3 protein-coding genes are annotated in these 3,299 nt (G+C 72.6%); all 3 read left to right on the forward strand.

The genetic code is table 11. The annotated features are described in order from the left end of the window. Positions 1 to 128: 128 nt before the first annotated feature. Positions 129 to 590 carry a DUF4265 domain-containing protein gene (locus R5W23_RS06285; protein WP_320685598.1) on the forward strand — a complete coding sequence of 154 codons (462 nt, stop codon included), beginning with the start codon at positions 129 to 131 and terminating at the stop codon, positions 588 to 590. Positions 591 to 1,171: 581 nt separating this feature from the next. Then, positions 1,172 to 1,639: a GNAT family N-acetyltransferase gene (locus R5W23_RS06290; protein ID WP_320685599.1), complete on the forward strand. Its 468-nt coding sequence runs from the start codon at positions 1,172 to 1,174 to the stop codon at positions 1,637 to 1,639. A 520-nt stretch (positions 1,640 to 2,159) separates the two neighbouring features. Further along, positions 2,160 to 2,396 carry a hypothetical protein gene (locus tag R5W23_RS06295; RefSeq protein WP_320685600.1) on the forward strand — a complete coding sequence of 79 codons (237 nt, stop codon included), beginning with the start codon at positions 2,160 to 2,162 and terminating at the stop codon, positions 2,394 to 2,396. Positions 2,397 to 3,299: the final 903 nt, after the last annotated feature.

Genomic DNA, 3,299 nt, shown 5'->3' on the forward strand with positions numbered 1-3,299 from the left:
CCGGAACCGCGGAGGCGTGCGAGCCGAACCCGGCGCTGCACCTGACACCGCCATCAGCCGCAGTTGTGGTGCTCACTCGATCCTGGCGGTGCAGGTGAGCTTGTTGTTCGGCGGCGGAGGCGGTTGGAATGGCGAGCGAACAGCACCTCCTGTTGCTGATCGAGTACCGGGACGACCGGCCGCTGCGGGAACCGGTCCACGCCGAGCCCGTCCACCCAGGAGTGTTCCGGCTGCGGCACACGCCGGGGTTCGTCCAGGGGATCGCCGCCGGGGACGAGTTCCGGCTGGTGGGCGAGGACGGAGCGTTCGAGGTCACCCGGCGGGGCGGGAACCTGGCCGTCCAAGTGTTCAGCGATGAGCCGGTAGCCCCGCTGCGGGTGGAGCTGACCGAGCGAGTGGCCCGGCTGGGCGGGACGCTCGATGGGGCTATCGAGCGGGGGCTGGCGTTCACCGTCCCGGTGTCCGCCGGGTTCCCGGCCGTCGAGGCGGTGTTCCGCGTCTGGGTGGCCGAGCACCCGGGGTGGGAGTGGTCCTTCGGCAACGTGTACGACCCGGCCGACGGGGTCACGCCACTCGGGTGGTGGGCGTAGAGGCCGAACCGGGCGCTGCACCTGACACCGCCCGCTGATTTGTTCGTTGTGGCTCATCGGGCGTCCGAGTATGCTGCGGGTGTCGCTGCCGGGCCGGTGAGCTCATTGTTCGGCAACCCGAGGGCGTTCAGATGTGGAGGCGGGTGCTTCTGATTGCCGGCAGTCTGCTCGCCTTGGGATTGTGCTTCAGTTGCGGTGTCGGGGCCGGGCTGTTGATCGGCTGCGCAAAAGCGTATCACCTGCGGTATCTGGAGGAGCAAGAGGCCGTCGCTCCTCTGCTGTCGGCCGACCCCGCATTCGCGGGAGTGGAGTTGTGCGCGCGATCGAGCGGCGGCATCTATTTGGCGGGCGAGGTGCCGACCCAAGCCGACTTGGATCGTCTGCGGAGCCAAGTCTCCCGAGCCGTGGGTGAGCCTCGCAGTCACGACGTCTTGTTCGCCGTTCGCACGGCGCGGTAACAAGCCGAACCCGGCGCTGCACCTGACACCGCCCGCTATACTGTGACGCACCGCATCCTGCATCGTGGCGGTGCAGGTGAGCTGTTCGTTCGGCACCAGAAGCCGAGGTCGCGGAGGCGGGGAATGCGGATCGACCACCTGCCCGCACTCTCGGCCGACGACCGTGCGGCGATCCTTGCCCCGCTCGACGAGTTCAGCCGGGGCCGGGGGTTCGCATGGCAGCCGGCCCCGCTCGCCCTCGCCCTGCGGGACGCGGCGGGCCGGATCGTTGGCGGTCTGCTCGGTGACGTGCAGTGGGGGTGGCTTCGGATCGACATTCTAGCCGTGGCCGCCGACCGGCGGGGCGGCGGGTGGGGGCGACGGCTGGTCGAGGCAGCGGAGCAAGCGGCGGTCGCGGCCGGGTGTCATAGCGCTTGGGTGGACACGTTCAGCTTCCAGTCGCCAGGGTTCTACCACCGGCTCGGGTACCGGGCGTTCGGGGAGCTGCCCGACTACCCGGCCGGGCAGACGCGGTACTTCCTGGCCAAGCGGCTGGTGCCCGCCTCACAGACGCAGGCCGAACCCGGCGCGGCACCGGACCCGGCCACGTAGTTCGATTCCCGGCGCTCACCGCGCGTCTCTTTCGGTTGCAGGTGTCACGGCCGGGCCGGTGAGCTTGTTCGTTCGGCAACCCCAAGCCGCATGAGCGCGTGTGCGGCGGCGGTGTGCGTGTGGTCCGCGAAGGTGACGCCCGCGGGTCGGGCTCCGCGTGGTGCCCGAGGGTGACGGGCGCGGCTCACCGCCGCGAGGTGCGGTTGGGCGTGGCCGGTTGCCGGCGGGTACACGGTGGTTCGGGTCGGTGGTGCTCCGCGTGGTGCCCGCGAGTGGCGGGCGCGGCTCATCGCCGCGAGGTGCGGTGGTGGGCGGCCTCCGGTGTGCGGCGGCACGGTGGTGCGGGTCGGTGGTGGCTCCGCGGATGTGCAACGCGGGCGCGGGCTCCGCGGAACCGCAACTGCCAGCGCAGAAGCCGAACCCGGCGCTGCACCTGACACCGCCGTCTGATTTGTGACGCACCGCTCATCCGGTGATGGCGGTGCAGGTGAGCTGTTCGTTCGGCCACCCCAAGCCGTGCATGAGCGCGCGTGCGGCGGAGCTGGGCGTGTGGTCCGCGATGGGTGAACTCCGCGTGTCGGGCTCCGCGTGGTGCCCGCTGGTGGTTGGCGCGGCTCGCCGCCGCGAGGTGCGGTTGGGCGTGGCCGGTGGTGCCGTGGGGACACGGTGGTGCGGGTCGGTGGCGCTCCGCGTGGCGCCCGCCGGTGGTCGGCGCGACTCGTCGCCGCGGGTGGCGGTGGTGGGTGGCCCCCGGTGAGCCGCGACACGGCGCCGTGGTTCGTTGGTGCTCCGCCCGGCCGCACCGGTGGGCGGGCTTCCGCGGATGCGCGGCGCGGATGTGAGCACGCCGAACCCGGCGCTGCACCTGACACCGCCCGCTGACGTGGGACGCACCGCTCATCCGGTGATGGCGGTGCAGGTGAGCTTGTTGTTCGGCCACCATCGCGTGCATGAGGGCGCGTGCGGCGGCGGTGGGCGTGTGGTTCGCGGTGGTGAAACCCGCGTGTCGGGCTCCGCGTGGGGCCGATCGGGTCTGGCGCGGCTCGCCGCCGCGAGGTGTGGTTGGGCGTGGCTGGCGGCACGTGGGGACACGGCGGTGCGGGTCGGTGGTGCTCCGCGTGGTGCCCGCCGTTGGTGGCGGGCGCGGCTCACCGCCGCGAGGTGTCGGTGGTGGGTGGCCCTCGGTGGGCCGGGACACGGCGCGCGGAGTCGGTGGTGCTCCGCAGAGCCGCGTCGGTGGGCGGGCTCCGCGGATGCGCGGCGCGGGGCGTGCGACCCCGAACCGCGGAGGTCCGCGAGCCGAACCCGGCGCTGCACCTGACACCGCCATCGGCCGCAGTTGTAGTGCTCACTCCATCCTGGCGGTGCAGGTGAGCTGTCTGTTCGGCCACCCCGAGCGCGCATGAGTGCGCGTGCGGCGGCGGTGCTGGGCGTTTGTTCCGCGTGGGTGAACCCCGCGCGTCGTTGGTGGCTCCGCGTGGCGCCGGTCGGGGCTGGCGCGGCTCATCGCCGCGAGGTGCGGTTGGTCGTGGCCGGCGGTGCATCGGGACACGGCGGGTCAAGTGGGTAGTGCTCCGCGTGGTGCCCGGGGGTGCCGGGCGCGACCCACCGCCGCGTGTGGCGGTGGTGGGTGGCCTCCGATGTGTCGCGACACGGCGCG

Origin of the sequence: Gemmata algarum, assembly GCF_034097035.1 — a bacterium.
Lineage (GTDB): Bacteria > Planctomycetota > Planctomycetia > Gemmatales > Gemmataceae > Gemmata > Gemmata algarum.

Excerpts from the sequence above, each read along its gene's own strand:
- R5W23_RS06285 (WP_320685598.1), top strand. The coding sequence starts at position 129 with ATGGCGAGCGAACAGCACCTCCTGTTGCTGATCGAGTACCGGGACGAC.
- R5W23_RS06290 (WP_320685599.1), top strand. The coding sequence starts at position 1,172 with ATGCGGATCGACCACCTGCCCGCACTCTCGGCCGACGACCGTGCGGCG.
- R5W23_RS06295 (WP_320685600.1), top strand. The coding sequence starts at position 2,160 with ATGAGCGCGCGTGCGGCGGAGCTGGGCGTGTGGTCCGCGATGGGTGAA.